Source organism: Paenibacillus sp. plas6, from assembly GCF_057221655.1.
In genome coordinates this window covers 3,223,916-3,248,300 of the sequence record NZ_CM170151.1, presented here as the reverse complement: position 1 = coordinate 3,248,300, position 24,385 = coordinate 3,223,916, and the positions used below count along the sequence as shown (strand labels likewise).

Here is a 24,385-nt window from a genome sequence, read left to right as displayed (position 1 = left end):
TTCACAATATGTGGAAGTTTATTCGCCTGTAACTTAGTCTTTTATATGCATAAGTTCTTCTGCTTCGTGCCACGGTACGGAATATCCCGCTCCCTTTGCACAAAAAATGGAGGAAGAAGTATACTCAGGATCTGCATCCTTATCATAGTTAATCTCTGCAATCACCGCACTTGAATTATGACATAGCTCATATCCACCAAAGCTCAATTGCAACCTTCCTTTTCCTTGAGTAAATGCTGCTAATTCTGTCCCATAATCAAGAAATGTGGAAACAGGTGCTTTTCCGGTTAAAATCGCTCTGTCTCCATTTGTTATAAGCGGATCCAAAACGCCGCAAGCACGTTGAACATCGCTCATTACCCGACCAATCAAGTCGCTATGCACCACAATCTTAAATTGATAATAAGGCTCTAGTAATAAATTTTCTGCTTTTTCTAACCCTTGACGAAGAGCGCGCAATGTCGCTTCACGAAAATCTCCGCCATGCGTATGCTTATTGTGCTCTCTGCCGCGCAATAGTGTAATATGAACATCTGTAAGCGGAGAGCCAGTTAGCAAACCGTGATGCTCTCGCTCCAGCACATGTTGCCCGATAAGTCGCTGGGATGCAGCAGATAACTCATCAACGTGACATTGTGAAGAGAAGCTAACTCCCGATCCGCGCGGTGCTGGCTCTAGCTTTAAATGAACTTCTGCATAATGCTTTAGCGGCTCAAAGTGTCCGTAGCCAATAACAGGTGCAGCAATCGTTTCTTTATAAAGTATTTTTGGAGGAGCAAAAGTTATATGTATGCCAAAGCGCTCCTTAACGACCTCCTCTAATACTTCCAGTTGAATTTTCCCCATTACATGAAGTTGAATTTGACTATGCTTCTCTGACCAAATTACATTTAATGAAGGATCTTCATCCTCTAGCATACGAAAATAAGGAAGCTTTTCCTTCGCATTAACATCTTCAGCAAATACAACACTTGAAGTAAGTGCAGGGGTCATTGAGTATTGGAAAGCTTCCATTAACTGTCCTACTCCATCACCCGCATGCGCTTCCGATAAGCCAACCACTGCAATTAATTCACCTGCATAGGCTATACTAATCACTTCATATTGATTACCGTTATAGCGCCGCAATTGGGTAACTTTTTCACGTTGTTCCGCACCTTGTCGAAGCCCATAGTTTACCTCTTCACGCACAGACAATTTGCCGCTAAGCAGCTTAATAAATGTTAAACGTGTACCTGATTTATCATAACGAATTTTGTACACTCGTCCAGATAATGCTTGATGTTCATCATAGCTTGTAAGCGTTAATTGATCAAAAGCATTGAAAAAGGGGGCAATTCCAATGTTTTGCAAGGCAGAGCCGGCAAAGCAAGGGAATATTTCCCGCATTGTGATCATACGTTGCAGCGCTTGCTGCCATTGTTCCTCTTTATAACCATGCTCAAAATAAAAATTAAGCAATTGCTCGTTGCGCTCAGCGATTGCTTCGATTTGCTCTGTGGTAAGCTCAAGACCTTGTTCTGAAGCATTTAGCAATATTGCATCGCTTGAAAGCTCCTGCTGCAGTTGTTGCATTACGCGCTCTGCATCTGCTCCTGTGCGATCGATTTTATTAATAAAGAAAAATGTAGGAATACGATGCTTACTCAGTAATTGCCAAACGGTTTCAGTATGTGCTTCAACGCCTTCAACCGCGCTGACAATAATAATCGCTGCATCTAACACAGCAATCGAACGTTCCATTTCAGGTGAGAAATCGACATGGCCTGGCGTATCAATTAAATAATACGAATTATCCCTATATTGAAAGTTCGCTTGCTCAGCAAATACGGTAATGCCTCGCTGACGTTCGATCTGGTGATGATCTAAAAATGCACTTTGATGATCAACTCGTCCAAGCTGTTTAATGCTTTTCGTATAATATAGAAGCTGCTCAGAAAATGTCGTTTTGCCCGCATCAACATGTGCAAAAATTCCAATTGTTTTGTTCATTCTATCACATCCCTATTGCTGGTCTTTTCCTTTAGCTGAACTAGCAATAAATTCAATCTGCTAATATGCATCTTCTCATAGATTTAAAGCGCTTCGCAATAGTAAATAAGAAATGCAAAAAGACCATTCCCAAGTGATGGGATGGCCTTGCACAGTTAATTTTAATGTTTACGATACTATCAATTCTAATGATCTTGCTCTGTATGATCGACGAGATCATTCAATTCATTTAAATTTTACTCATATCTATTTTTATTAAAGTGATTGACGACTACAAAATTCAAAGCTAGTACTATTTCACATAATCGTTTATAATAAAAATACGCAATGGGAGCGGACAACTGCACCATTGCGTATTTTTTATTTCCTTATATAACAAGGCGGCATTTTCCACAGCTCAATTCTACATCTATCCCATATTTGCTGAGCAAGAAGCTGTATTTCCCATATCGTGTTGCCAAGCATCCTTACTACGAGACCGCCGCTACTAGCTTGACTAACAGCAGCAAGCAGCTTATTGTTAGCACATGCTTCACAGGCTGCTAACTGCTCACGAATGCTGTGCAGAAGAGTCTGCTTTACTAGAGGAGAAAAAATCCACATCACTGCTTGATGCGTATAATGCTCAAGCACTCCGCTTACAGCAAATTTATGCAGGCTAGGAATTAAACAGAAGGAATCACTAGCCACCAGTTGTCCTTCAATATAAATTTCCGTAGCTGATTTATATTTCGCAAATTGAAAGATTTCATTGCGATGCGTTCTGCCTGGGGTTATCATTTCAACAAAAATTAACGAGGAAGTCTTCTCTAAATAAAATAAATTACTACCACTATAGATACTGTCCTTATATGGAATTGTTGGTTCAGGTATATATTCGAGAAGCGCTCCTTCACCAATCGTAAACTGCGAATGATAGCTTGCGCCACAGCTAGCAGCAGGATGAATCTTCGTAAAAGACTGATTAGTAAGCACAAGATGTGTTTGCGACTCAAGCTTTATATCTAATTTATAAGCATCCCCCTCCATCATCCCCGGTGAAGCATCCATCATATAAAGCATAAGTGCATTAGTAACTGGCTCGCGAAAGGTTTTGCTTACTTTTAACGGCGCTTGATGATAACGTTCAGTAAGTACAGATTGATGATCAATTCGTTGACAACGTGCACGTAGCAGCGATGAACGGCTTGTCGTTTGTGTTTCCATAGGCTATGCCTCAATGATGCATGGGTTGGTTTGTATCATGACTGTGGTGATGGTGTGAAGGAGTAGAATGATTTGAGTTTGGCTCATGCTGAGAAATGCGATGCTTGCCGGGAAGCTGATGCTCCAGCCAATGAACAATTTGCTCTACACCGATTTCATCACGCAGATTGGTCATAATATACGGACGATTGCCGCGCATCATTTCGGTATCTTGCTTCATTACTTCAAGACTTGCTCCTACATATGGTGCTAAATCAATTTTATTAATAATTAACAGATCGGAGCGGATAATCCCAGGTCCACCTTTACGCGGAATTTTCTCTCCTTGCGCAACATCAATAATATAAATGAAACGATCGACAAGCTCTGGACTAAAGGCCGCAGCTAAATTATCTCCACCACTCTCGATAAAAATAATTTCTAAATCTGGAAAGCGGCTTTGCAACTCTTCTACAGCCTCAAAATTCATTGAAGCATCTTCGCGAATCGCTGTGTGCGGACAACCGCCAGTTTCTATGCCAATAATTCTCTCTTCTGACAAGGCATCCTCACGAATCAAAATGCGCGCATCTTCTGCTGTATAAATATCATTCGTAATAACACCCAGACTGTAATGCTCTCGCATTGCCTTTGCCAGTTTCTCAACAAGCGCTGTTTTCCCCGATCCTACTGGTCCACCAATTCCGATACGAATTGGACGTCCTAATTGAATTGTTGGTGTTTCCCATTGATCATGTGAATGATTTGCTCCTTGACACATATTATCCTCTCCTTAAATAAATTAATACCTCAAGACATAAACAGCCTAGAATAAAGCGTCTCATGCTGCATCGCCATAATTTCCTGCACAACTGCAAAGCAAAATAGCTCATCATAGTCATGTTGCTTCATCTCTTCCCATAAAGCTAACCCAAATTGCACGGCTCGACTAATAAGCAATTGTCCGTCTGTCTGACCTAAAGACATTAGACGTAGGGCACTATTGACGATCATACTAGTGTTTGTATACAAGTAACCAGAAATCGTTAGCTCTTCATCTAAACCTAAATGAAAAGCAATCCAAGTAAAAACGGTAGCATACGTGCCATAACCCCGTTCACGCTGCAGCAAATGTTCAAGCTCTAATAGCCTCCCCTCAGGAAACAGTGATTTCCCTAATTTAATTAAACGCTTGCCCATTTTATGCAGACCATCTCTAGTTTCCTGCGCTGTGCGCTGCGTATGACAAAGCGCATCTAGGCGAATAATTCGTTGCAGAATAGTTGTTTCATTTAATAAATCATTGGAGCTAGCAACTGCATATTCCTCTGCCCCTTCAGCTAAAGCGCGATAAATGTCTCGTATTATTAACACATCAAACGGAATAATTGCAGACTGTAGCTGTGCCTGGATATAATGCTCTAGTTGCTGCAAATTGTTGATTTTCTCCTGCTGAACAAAGGTTTCCAGTCCAAAGGAATGAGAGAAACTGCCGATCGGAAATGCTGAATCTAGCATTTGAATATAAGCCAGCAGTTGTCCTTGATTACTCAATCCCCCTCCCTCCTTTTTCTCGTTCTTCATTTGCTGCCTATCAGCGTCAACCTCATAATCATTTACTAGAATAAAAAGTAGCGCTGCGCCATCGGTAGCTCCTTAGCTGGCTCACAGGTAATATGCTCGCCATCGACCGTAACCTCATACGTTTCCGGATTTACTTTAATTTCTGGTGTCGCATCATTGTGAATCATATCCTTTTTCCCGATATTTCGTGTATTTTTTACTACAGCAATTTGCTTCTGCAAACCAAGCTGGATATGGACACCTCGATCATAGGCAACTGCTGATAAAAATGTAAACGAGCCCTTACTTACCGCCTTGCCATATGAGCCAAACATCCCTCTGCCAAATACAGGCTGCGGAGTTGGAATCGAGGCGTTCGGATCGCCCATTTGTGCATAAGCGATAAAACCGCCCTTTAAGACAAGTTCTGGCTTTACCCCGAAAAACGCAGGTTGCCAAATGACAAGATCTGCCCATTTGCCAGGTTCGATTGATCCAACAATATGCGAAATACCATGAGCAATCGCAGGATTAATCGTATACTTCGCAATGTAACGTTTAATCCGCTCGTTATCGCTCCGGTCCGCTTCATTCGAAAGAGGATTAGTTCTTTCAGCTTGATATGCATCGCGCTGTGCCTTCATTTTATCTGCCGTTTGCCATGTTCGGGTAATTACCTCACCTACTCGGCCCATTGCTTGAGAATCAGAGCTAATAATACTAAAGACTCCCATATCATGAAGAATATCTTCAGCGGCAATCGTTTCAGGACGAATTCTTGAGTCGGCAAAAGCAACGTCCTCTGGTATAGAAGAATCCAAATGATGACAGACCATTAGCATATCTAAATGCTCTTCAATCGTATTCACCGTAAATGGACGTGTTGGATTAGTTGAAGAAGGAATAATGTTTGGATAGCTCGCTGCTGTAATAATATCAGGTGCATGACCACCGCCAGCCCCCTCGGTGTGATACGTATGAATCGTTCTGCCCTTAATTGCAGCCAATGTATCCTCAACAAAGCCTGCTTCATTTAAAGTGTCAGTATGAATTGCCACTTGTACATCAAACTTATCTGCGACAGATAGACAGGTATCGATCGTTGCAGGTGTCGTGCCCCAATCCTCATGCAGCTTAAGCCCAATTACGCCAGCTTCGATTTGCTCAATAAGCGGGGCTTCTGTTGCACAATTTCCTTTACCAAGGAAGCCAATATTCATAGGAAAAGCCTCTGCTGCTTCAAGCATCCGATGAATATGCCATGCTCCCGGTGTACAGGTTGTCGCATTTGTTCCTGTTGCTGGTCCTGTTCCGCCTCCGATCATCGTTGTAATCCCCGAAGCAAGTGCAGTTTCAATTTGTTGCGGACAAATAAAATGAATATGGGTATCAATTCCGCCTGCTGTCACAATTCGACCTTCTCCTGCAATAATTTCGGTCGAAGCGCCGACGATAAGTTCCGGATGAACACCATCCATCGTATCGGGATTACCGCCTTTACCAATTGCTACGATACGTCCATCACGAATCCCAATATCCCCCTTTACAATTCCCCAATGATCAATAATGATTGCATTTGTAATTAAAACATCAAGCGCTCCTTTAGCTCTCGTAATCCGAGACGACTGTCCCATACCGTCACGAATAACTTTCCCTCCACCAAATTTGCACTCATCACCATACACTGTATAATCTTGTTCGATACAAGCCCATAAATTTGTATCTGCTAAGCGCACCGCATCGCCCGTCGTTGGACCAAAAATGGATGCATATTGCTCTCTAGATATTGAGGTCATGGCTTTTTCTCCTCCCATGCCTTTAATACTTGCTCAAGCTTAGGATCATCTGCCCAATGCTTTCCAGCACTTCCTTGCGTCAGTTTATTTAACCCAAATACAATTCGCGCTCCCCCGAGCTCAACAAGCTCAACTGGTTTTTCTTCTCCTGGCTCAAAGCGTACAGCAGTACCTGCAGCTATATTAAGCCGCATGCCAAACGCCTGCTTCCTATCAAAGCTTAGCGCACGATTCACCTCATAAAAGTGATAATGCGAGCCTACCTGTATCGGACGATCACCTTTATTAATGACGAGTAAAGAAATTGTTCGTCTTTTGCTATTAAGTTCAATGCTGCCTTTTTGAATTCGGTATTCTCCAGGAATCATCGCTTCATTCCTCCTTAACCAAGTATGAGCCTAACGAACTCACTGGCGAATCGGTTCATGAATCGTTACTAGTTTTGTGCCGTCTGGGAAAGTTGCTTCTACTTGCACTTCTGCGATCATTTCTGGAATTCCCTCCATACATTGTTCCTTCTTCAAAATCGTCCCGCCATATTCCATAAGCTGCGCCACAGTTTTTCCTTCTCTAGCCCCTTCAAGCACCTCGGAAATTAGGATTGCCATCGCCTCAGGATAGTTAAGCTTTATTCCTTTTTCCATCCGCTTGCGTGCTAGTTCAGCGGCATAACTAATCATTAGCTTCTCTTTTTCACGCTCTGTTAAATGCATAGCTTTAGGTCACCTCCAGTGAACATTCCGCAAAACTTTCCGCATCACGTAAATATATATAACACATAATTTAGGATATATAAAGAACTTTTTGTAAATTTTCACAATTATCCTATTTATTTGCACAAATCGAACTTTTTATGTAAATATTATTGACACAATAATTGTCCATTCTTATAATTTGAAACACGAACATTTTATTCCAAAAGATGAAAAATGTTCACATTTTTTATATAGTGTTATAAAAAGGGAGTGGGGGAAAATGATGAAAAAATTTTGGAGCAGCGCAATATTATTAATGCTTGCATTCAGTCTTGTTGTAGCAGGCTGTGGAAAGGGAGGAAACTCAACGCCAAGTGCATCACCTACTGCAGAAAGCGGCGGTAGTTCACCTACTGCAACACCAACTGATGATGGGGACACGATAAAAGTCGGTATTTTGCATTCATTAAGCGGTACGATGGCTATAAGTGAAGTCTCTGTAAAAGATGCTGAGTTGCTTGCAATCGAAGAAATTAATGCAGCAGGCGGGGTACTAGGAAAGCAAATTGAAGTTGTTCTTGAAGATGGCGCCTCTGACTGGCCAACCTTTGCCGAAAAAGCGAGAAAGCTACTGCAGCAAGATAAAGTAGCTACTGTATTTGGCGGATGGACTTCTGCAAGCCGCAAAGCAATGCTTCCTGTTTTCGAAGAGCTTAACGGTTTGCTTTGGTATCCAGTGCAATACGAAGGTTTAGAGTCATCCCCTAACATTTTCTACACAGGAGCAACAACAAATCAACAAATCGTTCCAGCAGTAGAATGGCTACTAGAAAATCGCGGTAAAAAATTCTTCTTGCTTGGCTCTGACTATGTTTTCCCGCGTACAGCCAACAAAATCATTAAAGCACAGCTTGAAGCATTAGGCGGTGAAACTGTTGCTGAAGAATATACACCGCTAGGTCATACTGATTACAGTACTGTTATTAGCAAAATTAAAGAAGCAAAACCAGATGTTGTCTTTAATACGCTGAATGGCGATAGCAACGTAGCATTCTTTAAGCAGCTTAAAGATGCTGGTATTACTGCCGCTGACTTAACGACTCTTTCTGTAAGTGTCGCTGAGGAAGAAATTCGCGGTATTGGTACGGATGTGTTGGAAGGACATTTAGCAGCTTGGAACTATTTCCAAACTACAGAAACTCCAGAAAATGAAAAATTCGTCGCAGGCTATAAAGCTGCTTATGGCGATAATCGTGTAACCGCCGACCCAATCGAGGCTGGATATATTGCCGTTTACCTATGGGCAGCAGCTGTAGAGAAAGCTGGAACAACCGATGTTGATAAAGTTCGTGAGGCAGCAGCTGGCATAGAATTTAATGCGCCTGAGGGTAAGGTCACTATTGATGGTGAAACTCAGCACATTTATAAGAAGGTATTAATTGGTGAAGTGCAAAGTGACGGTATGTTTAAAACATTGTACAGCACGGAGGAGCCAGTTAAACCAGATCCATATTTGAAAGGTTACGACTGGGCAAGCGGTCTAGCAGAATCAGAATAATGGCTAGATAATGGCTTGTCGAAACTTAGGTCTTACAATCACATAATACTCACGCATATTGACCTATCTATACAGGACAATAGCCTGTGCGGTGTAGCTACTGCACAGGCTTCCACCTTTAGGCTATGGCTAAACATGGAAAGGAGTTTTTACGTATGGATGTTCAGCTCCTGCAGCTTTTTAATGGAATAAGTGTAAGCTCAATCTTATTATTAATTGCGCTTGGTCTTGCCATTACCTTTGGCTTAATGAATGTCATTAATATGGCTCATGGCGAGTTTATTATGATTGGTGCATATGCAACGTATGTTACTCAATTATTTTTTTCTGCTAATCTCCCTGCACAATACTTTGGTTACTACTTTCTATTATCTATTCTCGTTTCGTTTGCAATAGCTTTCATTTTTGGCTTTATTTTAGAAATTAGTCTAATCCGCTTTCTATACGGCAGACCACTGGACAGTTTGCTTGCAACTTGGGGAGTCGGTTTAGTACTACAGCAGCTAGCGCGCACCATTTTCGGCGCTCCCAATGTGGCAGTGCAAGCTCCTGAATGGTTAAATGGCGGCTTAGAGGTAATGGATGGAGTTATTCTTCCATATAAACGGTTATTTATTATCGCTCTTGTTGCCGTCGTCCTGCTCGCTATGTATTTATTCATTTATCGCAGTAATGCTGGCCGCAGAATGCGCGCCGTTATGCAAAATCGTGAAATGGCGGCTTGTCTTGGCATTTCCACTCGCCGTGTTGATTCTATCACCTTTGCTATCGGATCAGGAATTGCAGGTATTGCTGGCTGTGCAATTACGTTACTTGGATCGATCGGACCTTCACTCGGCACCTATTATATTGTTGATGCCTTTATGGTCGTTGTGCTTGGCGGTGTTGGTAAGCTAATCGGCTCTGTATTTGGAGCGCTTGGGATTGGCATTACAGGTACATTCTTTGAATATTGGACTAACGCATCAATCGGTAAAGTACTTGTATTTATCGCTATTATCGCCTTCCTGCAATGGAAGCCTAAAGGTCTAGTTACAATGAAAACACGGGCACTAGATTAAGGAGGGATTCAAATGAAGCACATAATAGAGAAAACATCCTTACAAAAGAAATTAATACTAACCTCCGTTTATTCCGTTATTGTAATGTTTTTATTATTAGCACCAACCTTTATGTCAGATTTTCGCTTAAGCTTATTAGCAAAATTTCTTGCTTTCGCTATTGTCGCAATTGGCCTCGATCTTATATGGGGTTACACAGGAATATTAAGTCTTGGTCACGGTGTATTTTTCGGGCTTGGCGCATATTGTATGGGAATGTTTTTGAAGCTGGAAGCTACGGGCGGCAAGCTCCCTGACTTTATGAGCTGGAGCGGCTTGAATGAAATACCTTGGTTTTGGAAGCCCTTTGCACACGCGTGGTTGGCCTTACCTGCTGGGATTATATTGCCAGCAGCACTAGCTTTGCTGCTAGGCTTTTTCACCTTTCGCAATCGAATACGCGGTGTCTATTTTACGATATTAACGCAAGCTCTTGTCATTATTATGACGACGCTATTTGTCGGACAGCAGCAATATACTGGCGGAACAAACGGAATAACTGGTTTCTCAACGATCTTTGGTTATTCCTTAAAAGAGCAATCCACAAAAATTGTCCTTTATTTAATAACTGTCATCATGCTTGTTGCCGTTTATTTCCTTTGTCATCGTTTAGTAAACAGCCGTTCTGGCCGCGTGCTGCGTGCCGTACGAGACGCAGAAAATCGCGCTCGTTTTATTGGTTATAATCCTTCCAGCTATCAGTTATTCGTATTTTGTTTATCTGCAGCAATCGCTGGCTTAGCAGGAATGCTGTTTGTACTGCATGTTGGGATCATCTCGCCAACGACAATGGGAATTGTTCCATCGATTGAAATTGTGCTCTGGGTAGCACTTGGCGGACGTGGTACGTTAATCGGTGCAGTCATTGGAGCAATTGCTGTTAATGCAGCAAAGAGCGGACTTAGTGAAAGCTATCCAGATTCTTGGCTGTTTTTACTTGGTGCATTATTCGTCATCGTTGTTGTATTTATGCCTAGAGGGCTAGTCGGTCTTTATCAAGACTTTAGTATGAAAATTCAATCACGCCTGCGAAATTTTGCAACGATAAAAGCAAATAAAACAAAAAAAGTCGCTTCGTAAGAAAGCAGCTTACGTTAATCACTTTGTTTAATATTTAAGGAGGTTTTTATAATGAAATCTTCACCAATTTTATCTTGTGAAAATGTGACGGTTACGTTTGACGGCTTCAAAGCTGTGAATGGGATGAATCTTCAGCTAATGCCTGGTGAGCTGCGCTTCCTTATAGGACCTAACGGAGCAGGAAAAACAACGATGCTCGACGTAATTTGCGGTAAAGTTAAAGCCTCATCTGGAACCTTGCGCTTTAAAGAGCAGTATGATATTAGCCGTAAAAAGGAGTATGAAATTGCTGAGCTAGGCATTGGTCGTAAGTTCCAAGCACCATCAATTTTCGTTGGCTTAACCGTCTATGAAAATTTAGAGCTGGCAATGAGTCAAAGCCGCAGCGTATGGGCTACGTTACGTGCCTCCCTCTCACGTGAGGATCATATCCGAATTACTCGTCAGCTTGATATGATCGGATTAAGTCATCGTAGGGATGTGTTAGCAGGCAGCTTATCTCATGGCGAAAAGCAATGGCTGGAAATTGGCATGATGCTTATGCAGGAGCCAACTCTCCTTTTGCTTGATGAGCCAGTTGCCGGAATGACCGATACAGAAACCGAAAAAACAGGTGAACTGCTGCAAGAAATTATTAAGGAACGTACCGTTGTCGTTGTTGAGCATGATATGGATTTCGTTCGCAGCTTTGCGACCAAGGTTACTGTTATGCATGAAGGCAAACTGCTTAAAGAAGGTTCAATGCAAGAAATTCAAGCAGATGAAGTTGTATCCGAAGTATATTTAGGCCATGGGAGGGATGCCCGTGCTGTCAGTTAAAAATGTAGAAGCAGGCTACGGCGAAAGTATCATTTTGCGAGATATTTCAATTAAGGTAGAGCCTGGGCAAGTCGTTTGCTTGATGGGACGTAATGGTGTAGGAAAAACAACACTTACGAAAACGATTATGGGCTCAATTAAAGCAAAAAAAGGAAGCATTGTCTATGAGGATCGGGATATTACAAAACTGCCCCCCTATGAACGAGCAAAATTAGGAATTGGTTATGTCCCACAAGGCAGACAAATTTTTGCCCAACTAACTGTTCAAGAAAATTTGCTGCTTGGCTTAGAGGCTAGCAAAAATCGTAAAGCTGGTGTTCCCGCTTCTGCCATTGATAAATTTCCTGTCCTTCCTTCAATGTATCAACGTAAAGGCGGCGATTTAAGCGGCGGACAACAGCAACAACTAGCATTTGCCAGAGCGCTTGCCTCAAAACCTAAGCTTCTTCTACTTGATGAACCTACTGAAGGGATTCAACCTTCCATCGTCTATGATATTCAAGAAGTCATTCGCGGCATTAAACAGCAAGCTGATACTGCAATTTTACTTGTAGAGCAAAGTATTGATTTTGTGAAAAGCGTAGCAGACTATTACTACATTATTGAAAAAGGCGCAGTTGTTGCAGAAGGCTCCATTGATACGTTTGATGATTCTGTCGTTCGTCAGCATCTTGTTGTATAAAGCTCCGGGACAAAGCCTCCTTTTTGTCGCGGTTTAAAGCCAGTTGCTGTCACTTACTTTATGGTGGCAACTGGCTTTAAAAGCGACACACTTCGTTAACAGGAGGCTTTGCTCCTCCGCTGGAGTTGGATTGTTATCCTTTGAAGCTGTTTCCCTTCTTGTCGGCAAAGCAAAGAGCTGGATGACTTTGCATTCCCCTTTTCCATATGTTATAACAGGTACGTAATCAAACTGTAAGGAGTGCAAAGATGAGAACAGAGGATCAAATTAAACGTAAGCTGTATGAGTTAAACCAATTACTTAGCAACACTCAAGATGAACAACGTAGCAGCATCATCAGGGCACAAGCAGAAATACTGGAATGGGTGTTGAACAATCCTACTGGTGCTTATCATTGGGATGATATGGAGCAAAAAAACTATTAAAAGCGAAATAAGCATATCTCTTCTATAGCAATAAGTGCTGGTAAGAGATATGCTTATTTTTTATGCTAAGATTCTGTGCTTGTTGTCTGTTTAAATAAAAACGTCGTCTGCCTCATTAACTGAGGAGACGACGTACTAGAGTTTATCTAAATACAGCGTTACAAACTTATTTGTTTACAATTATTAAATTATTATTTCAACAATTGTTCTGCTGTTGCGACAACATTGTCAACTGAGAAGCCAAAGTATTCTTGAACTTGTGATCCAGGACCAGAAGCACCATACGTTTCAATAGAAATCACTTTTCCGTTAACTCCTGCAAAGGAATCCCAACCAAGTGAAATCCCTGCTTCAATTACAACACGCGCCTCTACATTAGCAGGTAATACAGCTTGTTGATAAGCTTCATCCTGTTTTTTGAATAGCTCACGTGAAGGCATTGCAACAACACGAACAGAACGTCCTGCTTCCTCTAGTTTTGCTTTCGCTTGAACAGCTAGAGAAACTTCAGAGCCGGTTGCAATTAAAATAAGCTCTGGTGAATCGTTAGTTTCTGTAAGCACGTATCCGCCTTTCGCCACATTTGCTAAGTTGCCTTTTGTTTCTTCTAGCACTGGCAAGTTTTGACGGCTTAGTACTAGCGCCACAGGTCCTTCATTATGATTTAACGCATATGCCCATGCGCTTGCCGTTTCATTTGCATCACTTGGACGAATAACAGTTAGACCTGGAATTGTACGAAGAGCTGCAAGCTGCTCGATTGGCTCATGCGTTGGACCATCCTCACCAACGGCAATTGAATCATGTGTAAATACGTAAATTAGCGGTAATTTTTGCAATGCAGCAAGACGAATCGCTGGACGCAAATAATCGCTAAATACGAAGAATGTACTTACAAATGGTTTAACTCCGCCATGCAATGCCATACCGTTTCCTGCTGCACCCATTGCATGCTCACGTACCCCAAAGTATACGTTACGGCCAGCATAAGTATCGATTGCAAATTTAGGCTCACCATTAATATCAGTCATTGTAGAACCGGAAAGGTCGGCACTGCCGCCAAAAATCGCAGGTACAGATTTAATAAAATGATTAATTGCTTGACCGCTAGCAACACGGGTAGAAATTGCCTTTGAAGTATCGAATGTTAACACATCAGCTGCGCTAAGCTCTACTTTACCAGCAACCGCTTGTTCAAACTTAGCAGCAAGCTCTGGATGTTGCGCTTTATATGCACTAACTAATTCATTCCACGCTTGCTCCTTAGCTGCACCTTGTTTTTTAAGCTCTTCGAAATGAGCTTTTACTTCTGCTGGTACAGTAAAGTCATCATATTCCCAGCCATATTGAGCTTTAGTTGCGATGGCTTCTTCTTTGCCAAGCGGAGCCCCGTGCGCTTTGTTAGTACCTTGCACTTTCGGGCTGCCGTAGCCAATAATTGTGCGAACTTCAATTAGCGATGGTTGTTCTTTATTGGCTTTAGCTTGCTCAATCGCAGCATTAATTGCTGCAATGTCGTTGCCATCCTCAACGCGAATATATTGCCAATTTACAGATTCAGCACGTTTTTTAATATCCTCACTAAAGGAAAGATTTAACTCTCCATCAAGCGAAATATCATTGCTATCATAAAGAACGATTAGTTTACCTAGCTTCATATGACCTGCCATGGACATTGCCTCATAAGCAACACCTTCCATTAAACAGCCATCACCAGCCAGTGCATATGTGTAGTGATCAACTACAGGGAAATTCTCTTTGTTAAATACGGCTGCTAAATGCGCCTCAGCCATTGCCATACCAACAGCCATACCGATACCTTGGCCAAGCGGTCCTGTTGTTGCGTCAACACCGTCTGTATGACCAAACTCAGGATGACCAGGTGTTTTACTGTTTAACTGACGGAATTGTTTTAAGTCTTCAATCGTTACATTGTAGCCAGATACATGAAGTAAGCTATAAAGCAAAGCAGAACCATGACCTGCAGAAAGAATAAAGCGATCACGGTTAAACCATTTTGCATTTCCTGGATTGTGATTTAGTTGCTTTGCCCATAATGTGTAAGCCATAGGGGCTGCTCCCATTGGAAGCCCAGGATGACCTGAATTTGCTGCGTTAATGGCATCGATAGATAATGTGCGCAGCGTTGTAATCGATAATTGATCAATTGCTTGAGTAGACATATTGTTGCTCTCCTTGTTCTTGTTTTATAGTTTCTGGCTTAGCGTCCAGCCACCAGTGATGGCCATGTTGTGCAAGCAGTTCATCAGCTGCAGCAGGACCATTAGAGCCAGCTGGATAATAATGAAGCGGAATTGAACCTTCAGCGAAGGCATCTAAAATCGGCTGCACCCATTTCCAAGACAGCTCAACTTCATCCCAGTGAGCAAAGAAGGTTGGGTCGCCGTTCCAAGCATCATATATTAAGCTTTCATAGGCTTCAGGAACTTCATCTCCATTTGAATGGAAATCAATAAAAATCGGTTTAAATTGCTCTTTATTTTGCGGATCTCTAGAATTAAGCTGGAATGTAATGCCCTCATTCGGACTAATTTCAAAAATAAGCAGGTTTGCAACCTGATTGCTATTATTCAAAGCTTGGTTATTATTACGCAATGCTTCTTTAAACTCAACAATAATGCGAGTAGATTTTTCTGCCATACGTTTGCCAGTACGAATATAAAACGGTACACCGCGCCAGAATGGATCATCAATTTCCAATTTCGCTGCGATATAGGTATCATTTTGCGAATCTTTTGGAATACCTGGCTCATCTAAATATCCGACAACTGGCTTGCCGTTTATTGAACCCGCCGAATATTGTGCTCGCACAATATGCTTCGCAATATTTTCGCGATGCAATGGCTCTAACGCTTCAAGAATTTTCTTTTTCTTAAAGCGGACAACCTCTGGAGTACTGTTTTCAGGCAAATGAAGCGTAAGCATCATCAAAATTTGCAGCATATGGTTTTGGAACATATCGCGAATTGCACCGGTATGGTCGTAGTAACCAGCACGCTCCTCAACCCCTACAGTTTCACTTGCAGTGATTTGCACATTAGCGATATAACGGTTAGACCATAAAGCTTGCAGTACTGGATTGCTTTGCTGCAAAATTTCCAGCTTTTGAATCATCGGTTTACCTAAATAATGGTCAATACGATAAACCTCATCTTCAGTGAACGATTGACTTAGCTCGGCATTAAGCTGTCTTGCTGACTCAAGGTCATGACCAAATGGCTTTTCGATGACAAGACGTTTCCAGCCTTTTGCATCACCAAGTCCACTTTCTTTAATGTTGTTTGCAATCGTAGCAAAAAACTCAGGACCAACAGATAGGTAAAACATGCGATTTGGTTTACCTGTCATACTTGCTTCATAATGTTCAACAAGCTGCAGCAATTTTTTATAGTCCTCTTTATGATCAATATTTAGCGGGCAATAAGAAAAAGCAGAGATAAATTCTTTCAACTGTTGTACTGGCTCGGCAGGTCTTCTTGAAAATGTTTTTACAGAGCTTTCTACATTAGCTTGAAAGCTTTCATCAGTATTTGGTGTTCTTCCTAAGCCAATTACGCGAAATTGCTTAGGAAGCTTACCATCAATAAACAAATTATATAGCGCAGGATAAATTTTGCGTTTAGCTAAATCTCCTGTAGCTCCAAACAATACAAAAGTTGTTGCCTCCATGTTCATCTTCCCTTCAAATTACGATATATAAATCGACAATTTTGGCATATCGAAAATTAGATACTAGCTAAATTCCATATAGTTCTACTATAATACTAATAACCTCTATACAAGTAATTAATACATTTGACAGGAGATATAGACCATGTCTATGACTAATTATGAGCTTTACAAAGTTTTCTACTGGGCTGCAAAGACGGGAAGCCTTACAAAAGCAGCAAAAACACTATATTTAACCCAGCCGAGCGTCAGCTATGCGATTAAGCAGCTGGAAGATCATTTCCAGATGAAACTGTTTTATCGTACACCGAAGGGAGTCGCATTGACGGAGGAAGGGCATGTCCTATTTTCATATATCGAGCAATCGCAAGTGTTAATTACGATGGCTGAAGAAAAAATGGCTGCCTTAAAAAATTTAACAAGCGGCGAGCTGCGTATAGGCGGAAGTGATTCCTTGTTTAAACACTATGTGCTATCACATTTGGAGGAATTCCACTATGAATATCCTTCGATTAAGCTGCAACTAATTCATGGTACGACTCCTGAAATTATTAATTATTTGAAAGAAGGCAAAATTGATCTTGGCGTCGTACGTTTGCCAATTACAGATCCTCAGCTAGAGTTTCGTGAAGGAATTACATTGCAGGATTGCTTTGTTGCTGGGGAGCGTTATAAAGAATTAAATGGTGTGGAGCTTACGTTCAAAGAGCTGGCAAATAACTATCCCATTATTTTATTTTCTCGAAACAGTCGTGCTCGTATGACTATTAACGAGTTAGCTCAAAAATACGATATTGAACTTAAACCAGTAATTGAGGTTGGAAGTGTTGATTTATTGATTGAGCTGGCGCGTCGAGGTACAGGGATCTCTTATGTGACGCGCGAATTTGTCTCTAAAGAGTTAGAAGAAGGCTCTTTGTTTGAGCTTAAATTGGACGTTCCGATTCCGCCATCACGCGTCGGCATTATGAATTTGCGAAATGTACCGCTGTCTACGGCAGCGCAAAGGTTTGTAGCACGATTTGATCCGCAAATAAAATAAGCTTTTACTTGAGGAATGAACTTTCCTTCGCTGTTTAAAGCAGATGCCAATTATGTTGCATCTGCTTTAAAAGCAAATCGAAAAGCCATTGCAAAGGATCAGTTTTAGTGAGAGAATACAAAATTTTAACCTGCTAAATAGCTTGTTCTTCAAGCAGCATATCTATACGCTCGGCAGCATGTTTTAATGTTTGATCAATTTCATGTCCGCTTATAAAAATGTTTAGAATTGTTTCATTGTAGATATTTTCAATTTCTGTCCACTGGGAAATTGAAGGACGGTAAAAAGCGCGATTAACCCCTTCAATGTAAGCGTTTAAATAACGATTTGTAACATTATTTTGCGCTTTCCCTGCTTCTAATGCTGACACATTTGCAGGAATTAATCCCGCTTTAAAAAGATTTAACTGAGTTTGATAGGAAGTCATCCAGCTCATAAATGTCCATGCCTCATCCTTATTTCTCGCATGTTTAGTCATTACAAGACTTTCGCCGCCGATAATTGAACCAGCTTCGCTTGGAAATGGCATTGGAATCGTACTTTTTAGTAAATCAACATCAACACTGGACGAATTAAGCAAAATGCTGTAATACCATGGACCATCATCAATCATAATCACTTTCCCTTGGCTGTAAACTTCCTTCCATAAATCAATATTTCCATTTAGTAAGTATGGATTAATAATTCCTTGCTGATAAAGTTCTAACAGTTGTTTCATCGCGTTGATACTTTCCCTGCTGTCAAAAAAGCCAGTTGAGCGTGTAAAAGAGTCATTCGTAATTGTACCACCTAATGCCATAAAATACGGTAAGCTATTCCATAGCTCTGTTCCGCTCATTCCAATAATATAACTATTATTTTTTGCAAGCTCTACTAATTCAGCAAATGTTTCTGGAGGTTGACTTAAACCAGATTTTTTTAGTAATTTCGAGTTATATATTGCTGCTTTAGTCGTTATATTAAGCGGCAGTCCAAAAGTTTCACCATGAAACGTATTCCTTTCTACCATATGTTCCTGTAAGCCAGTCGTCACATTATGAAACTCAGTAAATTGATTAAGCGATTGCAGTAAATCTCGTTCCACAAACAGGGGGATCCATGTGTAATCCATTCGGATAATATCAGGTGTCTTGCCTGCGGTAGCGCGAGCAATTAATGCTGCGTGATACTCCTGATTATGATTTTGTCTAACTGATTCGATTTTAATATTAGGATAAGCTGCTTCAAATGCAGGAATAACTTCCTTCTCAAAAATAATCGTTTCCTCATCGCTATACGTATGCCATATAACTACCTTTTTCTCTTCTTCATCTCCAATTTTTCTAACATTACGCTTATCTTCGATAATTGAACTGCTTGAACAACCTGCACATATGAGTAATAGACAACATGTTAGAAGCCTGCATAATCTCATAATCGATGAATCATCCAACTTGAGCATTCGACCTAGCCTCCTATTTCATTGGAATCATCATTAACATCCATGTGATGATCACGATAATCAATTGGACTATAGCCAGTCATTTTCTTAAACAATTTGCTGAAATATTTAACATCGTTGAAGCCTGATTTTTCTGCTACTTCATAAACTTTTAAGTTCGTTTCAGTTAGCATTTCTTTTGCTTTTTGAATGCGCAGCATAATCAAATAATCTATAAAGTTTTGTCCTGTCACTTTCTTAAATAAAAGCGACAAATAATTTTTACTTACATGAACAGCATCAGCAACTTGCTGAAGGGTAATCATATTCAAATAATTTTTATTAATATAATCAACGGCCTGCTCAATTGGATGATGTGTAGATCCAATCTCCATGCTTTCCAAGTGAGTTTTTCTTAACTCCGCAATACTTTGCTTCAATGATTCACATAGCTCAATAAAAGTTTCTGTCTTAAACAATCTATCGAACATCTCAACTAAAGCGTGAGGATCTAGATTATGCTTAAATTTCATTGAAATAACTCGACAAGCTTGTTCTTTGAGAGCACGCGGCTCACATCCACCATTTGACCAATCAGAATACCATTTATCAATTAGACTGTTAATAGTACTTTCACTGTGCGCAGTCTCGGATTGAATTAACTCTGGCAAATTCACCCCATCCCGCTGACCAATTGTTTCAGCATAATAACGATAAATCCCGCTTCCTTCAAAAAATCCACGTTTGCATGCTTTCCTGCTGTACTCGAACATGTGACGGACATCAATTCCCTCATCACTTTCAGCATAGCCAACAATGACGCTTAATGTGCCATCCTCCTCCAACAATTGCATTTTTACGCGTTCAATCACTCCATTAGGAAGCTTGTGATCCATAGTTGAAGGGATTAAAACGAACAGCTCATTTTCCGCTGTTTGAATAACAAGTCCATGCGGGACCTCACGATAGAGAATATCGGCAAACTGTTCTAGCAATATCGCTCTATACAAGTATCCATGTTTCTCCTCAATAGCAGAAACTGCATTTAAACGAATGCAAAATGCAATGTAGCGGCTTTTTAGCCATGCTGGATAGTCAGAATCTGCTAATTTTACCCCACTTTGAATAATATACCGTTTAAGTTTGCTTTCAAAATGACGACGTTGATCTAAAAATTCATTTTCATCCATAACAGGTAATTGTTTTAGTCCTCTTTTTTCTTGCTCTAATTGATTTTTGCAGTGTCGAATAATTGTTAATAGTTCTTCAGGCTCTAACGTATGCTTTAAAATGTAATCAACAACTCCTAATTTCAACCCTTCTCTAACATAATCAAAATCGTTATAACTACTTACAAGGATAACTTGTATGGATGAATTATGATCTAAAGCAAGACGTGATAAGGTAAGCCCATCCATTACCGGCATCTTAATATCCGTAATTAAAATATCGATCGTATTCTGTTGAATCAATTGCCAAGCTTCTGCGCCATTAGCACAGTCTGCCACAATTTCAATCCCCTCTTGATGCCAATCAATTGAAGCTTTAATCCCAAATCGTATGATTGGCTCATCATCGACGATAATTGCTCGCCACATCATGTCAGTTATTTCCCCCTTTTTTTGGATACAGTACGATTCGTGCAAGCGTACCGCCTTGAGGACGCCGTTCAAGTGTGAATGATGAACTAAAATCATAGTAAAGTCTTATCCCATCATAAACATGCATCAATCCTATGCCTGTATGCCCTGCATGAATTTCTTGTTCAAGTGAGTCAAGAAGCTCGATACGATCAGGTAATATTCCAATACCATCATCTGCTACAGTAATCGTAATCGCGTTACCATCACTAATAACATCTATTTCAATCGTGCCATCAGTTCCTTTAGGTACAATTCCATGAAATATCGAATTTTCAACTAGCGGCTGGATTAACATTCTTGGAATCAACTGTTCAGCAGCTAGCTGGTCTTTACGTACGACTAGATTGAAATGCTTATTGTAGCGCAGCTCTAAAATAACTAAATATTTTTCAATAATGTCTATTTCTTCAGCAATCGTCACAAAAGTACCTTTTTTTCCCATATTCGCTTCTAATAAACGAGTAAGCGCTGATATTCCTTCATAGGCTCGATCTGCTTGTCCATATTTGATAAGCCAGCGTAATGTTCCTAGCGTATTAAAAAGAAAGTGCGGATTAATGCGATGCAATGCTGCTCTTAATGCAGCCTCCTGCTTCTGTTTTTGCTCTTCTTTCACCTGGTTCATTAAATTATCAATATCCGAGATCATTTTATTGAATTGATGACTCATTAACCCGAATTCATCGCTTGTATTAACATCAATTCGCACTGACAAATCTCCTTTTTGTGCCTTTTTCATTCCTCTAGTAAGCTTTTTTACAGGCTTTGTAACAAGATTTGCAATTACTAGACCGATTCCTATGCCGAGCAACGTAAATATCCCAAATGAATAAAGAATATTGCGATGTAACGTTGCTAACTTATCTGTTATTTCATAGACGGGCACTATCCCTACAAGGAGCCAACCGTTGCTAAGCTGCTGTTTCACACCATAATATGCTGTTTGCTGTTGCTCAAATTCAAATTCAACATCCGGCTGTTCTACAATATTTGCAAGTAACTTTGGATTTTCAACTGGTTTTCCGATAGTCTCAAAATCTGAGGCTACCATAATAACTCCTTCTTGATTGACAACAAAAAACTTGCCCGTCTCTCCGAGCTTCATCTCATTAATTTTATCAATAATCTTTCTGCCATTCAGATTTACTAGAATATACCCAAGCAGTTCATTACTATTAAAATCATGAATTGCCCTGCCAATTGGCAGCACCATTTCTGTATTGTCCCCACCATTGCTGAGCTTATCTGCTTGAATTTCTCCCCAAACTAGTCCGCCTCTTAATTTGGCAGCTTCCTTTCCCCACGGCTCCTGCTCAACGTAATAACGCGCTAACTTTATTCGTGAAAATGTTCCGCTTCCCCAACCTGTTTTATTGTCCTTTAATACATATACGATATTAATAAATGAGCTCGAATACACAATATTGTTTAGAAAGCTGCTCATGTAATCTTCATTCTCACGCCATTTTACGAGATCATTTTTATTTTCCGGCTCTCCTTCAAGAACGTTGCGAACACGCAAATCAATGTAAATCATATCAGCCACATCGCTGCCGGCATTTAAAATAAAGGAAAGTGAATCTGCCCCTTGCTTAGCAATTTGAATTGAGCTTTCTCTAACATTTTGCTTTACCGTTCTGTTGGAGACGATATAAAAAGAGAAACTGGTAAATAAAGTTGATAATAGGATAACAATTACAAAAGCACCTATCATCTTTGCAGTAAAGGATACCCGACTAGTCTTTTTCCATCGTTCCAACATAACAACGCTCTCCTTTTTTTAACTAGGTTATTTAAAACTACATCACTTATTGTAACATTAACAATATATTTAAAATACTAAACACAACGGCAGAAAGACGCTTCTATAAGCGTCTTTCATTTCTAATATTCATCTAATATTCAAGCACAAGCATCGTGTAATACTTAAGCTTTGGAACTGTAACGATCAGTTCCTCATTTTTCTGCTCAAATTGCAGTTCTATAGCAGAGGCTTGATAATAGTCTGGAGAAGCCATCCACACTTTATTTACAGTTTTTTCGGTCTCGATAGAAATTGTGATATTTTCCATTTCAAGCGGCTCTGTCTGTGTTGCAGCAGCATCATTCCAGTTCATGCTTTTCGCATTGGTAAAGTTGATTAAGTGCAGCATCGTACTGTTTCCCCTTTGCTTAGAGAACATCCAAACCGCACCTAACTGTGGCACTTTAGTTAAATTTGCTCCTTCTATTGAACTAACTTGCAGTTCGATATCTCTCGTTTTATCGCGAAGCAAATTTTGATAGGCAGTTAAGAAATCATAATAATGAATAAGTGCTTGCTCCAATTCTTTTGTCATCGCTAAGTTTTTATTAGGAAAGTATTCTTTCGCCAGCATATTTTCCCCAAGCTCTAAGTGCGCCCCGCCTGAAGCAAATATAACTGCATTTGTTAGCAATACACCTGGTGTATTGAACTCTCCTTTAGAATCGGCATGATCATAATTCATATAAGCAGCAAGTACGGTATTTAACTGCCCATTGCTCAGTTTTAGATTTTGGTCCACAATCTCCTTTAAATGACGATATTGTGGGTGCCCATCCCAAACCTCAGTATACAAAAATGTTACTGGAGAGTTTGCAATATACGGTTGCCCGTACTGTGATACTGCGTTCATGACTAAGTCAATCCCAAGCTCTTGTTTTGCCCTTTCTAAAAATGGTTTATATGTTTCAGCAAGATTCACTTTTTGCGAATTGCCATCGTACAGCACTCCTCGATCACCTAATTGATCTACATGCCAGCCATCAAAAGGTAAATATTGAAATACCTTTTTTTCTTCATTCAATAAAAACTGTTGCCATTCGTTATTTGCAGGATTGTATAACACAATATCACTTGCCCAGCTATCAGGGAGTGGGTGCTTATCTTGATTTTTTAGCAGAGGATCTTTAAATAAGCCCCATTCTTTTTTCACTCCATCTTGTTCAGCATCTTCATACGCGCCAAATAATAGATTATAGTTCATTACGTTCATATTTTTCTCATGTGCCAAGTCAATATAACTTTTTACAGTGTCATATGATACAAGCCGATTAGCAATTTCAGTCCATTTCTCCGCAGGCTGATCTCCATCCATCTTTAACGGCTGATGATGCTTCCATTGCCAATCATAAAATTGAATTCCATTAATTCGATAACGATTAAGTTTTTCAATAATAGATTGTTGTTCAGTTACATCCATTTCCATAAAATCAGCTAAATAGCCATAACGCGGAAACTTTCCCCAATCGGATGATACATCGATCGCAATATTCAGTTGATCAACAAGCTGTTTTTCTTGTCGCAGAAGGATCTCTGCCAAATAGCCCTGAAAATCTTCGCTTGGCGGTAACCAATCCCATGTCACCTCATACGTTTCCCCATCCCAAGCTAATATATCTTCTTCTACCGTTTCATCTAAATGCTTATAACGTACAATAATTTCTCCTGCTTTATCACTTTCATTAAGCAGCAATTTAAATTTAACCTGCTCTTTTGGATTGTAACGGCTTTTATCTGTCGTAACGAACTGTAACACATCCGAATTGGCTATAGTCGTTAAATCAATCGGTTGAGGCTTACTTGTACAACTTGTTAATAAACCTGTTAATAGCAATGCACTTGTACCTGTAAATATCGTTTTCTTATGTCGCAGATTCATCATAATCTCCTT

General features: G+C 40.3%; 20 protein-coding genes. 7 read left to right on the top strand and 13 right to left on the bottom strand.

Annotated features, from left to right (window positions below; genetic code table 11):
* Positions 1-33: 33 nt before the first annotated feature.
* From AC2TDL_RS14375 to AC2TDL_RS14345, 7 genes are all read right to left on the bottom strand, one after another.
* Positions 34-1,992: a GTP-binding protein gene (locus tag AC2TDL_RS14375; RefSeq protein ID WP_484696776.1), complete on the bottom strand. Its 1,959-nt coding sequence runs from the start codon at positions 1,990-1,992 to the stop codon at positions 34-36.
* Positions 1,993-2,352: 360 nt separating this feature from the next.
* Positions 2,353-3,198 (bottom strand): urease accessory protein UreD, encoded by an 846-nt coding sequence (locus AC2TDL_RS14370; RefSeq protein ID WP_484696775.1) that lies wholly within the window; start codon positions 3,196-3,198, stop codon positions 2,353-2,355.
* Between the two features lie 10 nt (positions 3,199-3,208).
* Positions 3,209-3,958 (bottom strand): urease accessory protein UreG, encoded by a 750-nt coding sequence (gene ureG / locus AC2TDL_RS14365; RefSeq protein WP_484696774.1) that lies wholly within the window; start codon positions 3,956-3,958, stop codon positions 3,209-3,211.
* A 29-nt stretch (positions 3,959-3,987) separates the two neighbouring features.
* On the bottom strand, positions 3,988-4,731 hold the full coding sequence (locus AC2TDL_RS14360) for an urease accessory protein UreF (RefSeq protein WP_484696773.1): 744 nt from the start codon (positions 4,729-4,731) through the stop codon (positions 3,988-3,990).
* A 65-nt stretch (positions 4,732-4,796) separates the two neighbouring features.
* Positions 4,797-6,536 (bottom strand): urease subunit alpha, encoded by a 1,740-nt coding sequence (ureC, locus tag AC2TDL_RS14355; protein WP_484696772.1) that lies wholly within the window; start codon positions 6,534-6,536, stop codon positions 4,797-4,799.
* Entirely contained in the window at positions 6,533-6,904 is a 372-nt protein-coding gene (locus AC2TDL_RS14350) for an urease subunit beta (RefSeq protein WP_484696771.1), read from the bottom strand. Before AC2TDL_RS14350 ends, ureC begins: the two co-directional genes overlap by 4 nt.
* A 39-nt stretch (positions 6,905-6,943) precedes the next feature.
* The gene (locus AC2TDL_RS14345) at positions 6,944-7,249 is read right to left on the bottom strand and encodes an urease subunit gamma (protein ID WP_484696770.1); all 306 of its coding nucleotides are present in this window, start codon (positions 7,247-7,249) and stop codon (positions 6,944-6,946) included.
* Between the two features lie 262 nt (positions 7,250-7,511).
* Between AC2TDL_RS14345 and urtA the strand changes: the two genes are divergently transcribed.
* The 6 genes from urtA (at position 7,512) to AC2TDL_RS14315 (ending at position 12,895) form a co-directional block, all read left to right on the top strand.
* Positions 7,512-8,789, top strand: coding sequence for an urea ABC transporter substrate-binding protein (gene urtA / locus AC2TDL_RS14340; RefSeq protein ID WP_484696769.1), 1,278 nt, complete (start codon positions 7,512-7,514; stop codon positions 8,787-8,789).
* 155 nt (positions 8,790-8,944) lie between these two features.
* Positions 8,945-9,850, top strand: coding sequence for an urea ABC transporter permease subunit UrtB (urtB, locus tag AC2TDL_RS14335; protein ID WP_484696768.1), 906 nt, complete (start codon positions 8,945-8,947; stop codon positions 9,848-9,850).
* A 12-nt stretch (positions 9,851-9,862) separates the two neighbouring features.
* Positions 9,863-10,969, top strand: coding sequence for an urea ABC transporter permease subunit UrtC (urtC, locus tag AC2TDL_RS14330; protein ID WP_484696767.1), 1,107 nt, complete (start codon positions 9,863-9,865; stop codon positions 10,967-10,969).
* Between the two features lie 51 nt (positions 10,970-11,020).
* Complete coding sequence (gene urtD, locus AC2TDL_RS14325; protein ID WP_484696766.1) at positions 11,021-11,788, top strand: urea ABC transporter ATP-binding protein UrtD; 768 nt, start codon at positions 11,021-11,023, stop codon at positions 11,786-11,788.
* Positions 11,775-12,470 (top strand): urea ABC transporter ATP-binding subunit UrtE, encoded by a 696-nt coding sequence (gene urtE, locus AC2TDL_RS14320; protein WP_484696765.1) that lies wholly within the window; start codon positions 11,775-11,777, stop codon positions 12,468-12,470. Before urtD ends, urtE begins: the two co-directional genes overlap by 14 nt.
* Positions 12,471-12,718: 248 nt before the next feature.
* Positions 12,719-12,895 (top strand): hypothetical protein, encoded by a 177-nt coding sequence (locus tag AC2TDL_RS14315; RefSeq protein ID WP_484696764.1) that lies wholly within the window; start codon positions 12,719-12,721, stop codon positions 12,893-12,895.
* 191 nt (positions 12,896-13,086) lie between these two features.
* Here the strand turns inward: AC2TDL_RS14315 and tkt are convergent, their stop codons facing one another.
* Together tkt and zwf are read right to left on the bottom strand one after the other, a co-directional pair.
* Positions 13,087-15,078: a transketolase gene (tkt, locus tag AC2TDL_RS14310; RefSeq protein WP_484696763.1), complete on the bottom strand. Its 1,992-nt coding sequence runs from the start codon at positions 15,076-15,078 to the stop codon at positions 13,087-13,089.
* The gene (gene zwf / locus AC2TDL_RS14305) at positions 15,059-16,585 is read right to left on the bottom strand and encodes a glucose-6-phosphate dehydrogenase (RefSeq protein WP_484696762.1); all 1,527 of its coding nucleotides are present in this window, start codon (positions 16,583-16,585) and stop codon (positions 15,059-15,061) included. Before zwf ends, tkt begins: the two co-directional genes overlap by 20 nt.
* Before the next feature lie 145 nt (positions 16,586-16,730).
* Between zwf and AC2TDL_RS14300 the strand changes: the two genes are divergently transcribed.
* Positions 16,731-17,627, top strand: a complete 897-nt coding sequence (locus tag AC2TDL_RS14300; protein ID WP_484696761.1) for a LysR family transcriptional regulator — start codon at positions 16,731-16,733, stop codon at positions 17,625-17,627.
* A 133-nt stretch (positions 17,628-17,760) separates the two neighbouring features.
* Here the strand turns inward: AC2TDL_RS14300 and AC2TDL_RS14295 are convergent, their stop codons facing one another.
* The 4 genes from AC2TDL_RS14295 to AC2TDL_RS14280 all read right to left on the bottom strand — a co-directional run bounded on the left by AC2TDL_RS14295 (position 17,761) and on the right by AC2TDL_RS14280 (position 24,376).
* Positions 17,761-19,068, bottom strand: a complete 1,308-nt coding sequence (locus AC2TDL_RS14295) for an extracellular solute-binding protein (protein ID WP_484696760.1) — start codon at positions 19,066-19,068, stop codon at positions 17,761-17,763.
* Between the two features lie 5 nt (positions 19,069-19,073).
* Positions 19,074-20,648 carry a response regulator transcription factor gene (locus AC2TDL_RS14290; protein ID WP_484696759.1) on the bottom strand — a complete coding sequence of 525 codons (1,575 nt, stop codon included), beginning with the start codon at positions 20,646-20,648 and terminating at the stop codon, positions 19,074-19,076.
* A gap of 1 nt (position 20,649) precedes the next feature.
* Positions 20,650-22,452 carry a cache domain-containing sensor histidine kinase gene (locus AC2TDL_RS14285; protein ID WP_484696758.1) on the bottom strand — a complete coding sequence of 601 codons (1,803 nt, stop codon included), beginning with the start codon at positions 22,450-22,452 and terminating at the stop codon, positions 20,650-20,652.
* A 133-nt stretch (positions 22,453-22,585) separates the two neighbouring features.
* Positions 22,586-24,376 (bottom strand): glycoside hydrolase family 66 protein, encoded by a 1,791-nt coding sequence (locus AC2TDL_RS14280; RefSeq protein WP_484696757.1) that lies wholly within the window; start codon positions 24,374-24,376, stop codon positions 22,586-22,588.
* Positions 24,377-24,385: the final 9 nt, after the last annotated feature.